This window comes from Ornithinibacter sp. (genome assembly GCF_035443565.1).
Taxonomy (GTDB): domain Bacteria; phylum Actinomycetota; class Actinomycetes; order Actinomycetales; family Dermatophilaceae; genus Fodinibacter.
In genome coordinates, this window is sequence record NZ_DAORSO010000320.1 from 1 (window position 1) to 1,667 (window position 1,667).

Genomic DNA, 1,667 nt, shown 5'->3' on the forward strand with positions numbered 1-1,667 from the left:
CGGTCGAAGTAGCCCGACGCGCCGTTGACGTTGACGTAGAGGGCGTCGAAGCTCGTCCCGCCCTGGTCGAGTGCCTCGCGCATCACGTCGCTCGCGTGGTCGAGCACCGTGCCGATCAGCGGCTTGCTGAGGCTCTGCGCCACCCGTTCGCCATGAACGCCAGCCCGCCACAGGGCCTCGTCGGCGTAGATGTTGCCGATCCCCGAGGCCACCCGCTGGTCGAGCAGCACGCGTTTGATGGCGCTGTCGCGGGCCTTGACCGCCCTGATGACCGCAGCCCGGTCGAAGTCCGGGTCGAGCAGGTCGCGGGCGATGTAGGCGATCGAGGTCGGCACCCCGTCCTCGTCGAGGTCGGCCAGCGCCAGCCCGCCGAAAGTCCGCTGGTCGACGAAGCGCAGTTCGGGGCCGTCGTCGGCGAACCGGAAGCGGGCGTGCAGGTGCTTCTCGTCCGGGGCGTCACCCGCCTCGACGAGCAGCTGCCCGCTCATGCCGAGGTGCACGACGAGGCCGAGCGCCTCCTCGAGGTCGAGCCACAGGTACTTGCCGCGGCGGCGGGCTGCCGCGATGCGGCGACCGGTGAGCCGGTCGGCCAGGTCGACCGGGCCGGCGACATGGCGCCGGGCCACGCGCTGGCCGCGCAGCTCGACCTCGGTCAGGCGACGTCCGACGACGTGGTCGGCCAGACCTCGTCGCACGACCTCGACCTCGGGGAGCTCGGGCACCGGTGGGTCAGGCCCCTTCGTGGGCGTCGCGGATGCTGCCCCAAGCCAGCGCCGCAGCCTGCTGCTCGGCCACCTTCTTCGTGCGGCCCTCGCCCTGCCCGAGCACCCTGCCCCCGACGTGCACCTCGGCCCGGAAGCACTTCGCGTGCTCCGGCCCCTCCTCGACGACGGAGTACTCGGGTGATCCGAGCCCGTGCTTGGAGGAGATCTCCTGGAGGCTGGTCTTCCAGTCCAGGCCGGCCCCGAGGGTCACGGCCTGCGCGAGCAGCGGGTCGACGAGGTGGTGCACGAGCTCGGTGGCCGCGGTGATCCCACCGCTCTGGTAGACGGCGCCGATGACCGCCTCGACGGTGTCAGCGAGGATCGAGTCCTTGTCGCGCCCGCCGGTGGTCTCCTCCCCCCGCCCGAGGAAGACGTAGTCACCGAGGCCGAGCGTGCGGCCCACCTCGGCCAGCGCGCGCATGTTGACCACGGATGCGCGCAGCTTGGCCAGCTGGCCCTCGCTGGTGTCCGGGTGGGCATCGTGCAGGGTCGTCGTGACGACGAGGCCGAGCACGGAGTCGCCGAGGAACTCGAGGCGTTCGTTGTGCGGCAGCCCGCCCGCCTCGTAGGCGTAGGAGCGGTGCGTCAGGGCACGCTGAAGAAGCGCCTCGTCGACCGGGCTGCTGGTCACCTGGACCAGGTGGTCCAGCAGCTCGGTGACGGGGCGCGGCGGTGTCAGTGCACCGGGCGCGGACGCCGCCCTCCCCATGGGGAAGCGATCAGCCCTGGTGCTCGGTGCGCTCGGCGACGCCGTAGTGGCGGCCCTTGTAGGTGCCACATGACGGGCACGCAACGTGCGGCTGGGTGAGCGACTTGCACTGGGGGCAGGTCGTCGTGGCGACGGGAGCCGCCTTCCAGTTGGCGCGGCGCGAGCGGGTGTTGGAGCGCGACATCTTCCGCTTC

Annotated in this window: 3 protein-coding genes; all 3 read right to left on the bottom strand. The window is 71.9% G+C overall.

Annotation, left to right across the window (positions count from 1 at the left end; all coding sequences use genetic code 11):
- Positions 1-722: bifunctional DNA-formamidopyrimidine glycosylase/DNA-(apurinic or apyrimidinic site) lyase (mutM, locus tag PLL68_RS14865; RefSeq protein WP_324535417.1), on the bottom strand; the 722-nt coding region annotated here is incomplete at its 3' end.
- A 7-nt stretch (positions 723-729) separates the two neighbouring features.
- Positions 730-1,473 carry a ribonuclease III gene (gene rnc, locus PLL68_RS14870; RefSeq protein WP_324535419.1) on the bottom strand — a complete coding sequence of 248 codons (744 nt, stop codon included), beginning with the start codon at positions 1,471-1,473 and terminating at the stop codon, positions 730-732.
- A 10-nt stretch (positions 1,474-1,483) separates the two neighbouring features.
- Positions 1,484-1,667: 50S ribosomal protein L32 (gene rpmF / locus PLL68_RS14875; protein WP_324535421.1), on the bottom strand; the 184-nt coding region annotated here is incomplete at its 5' end.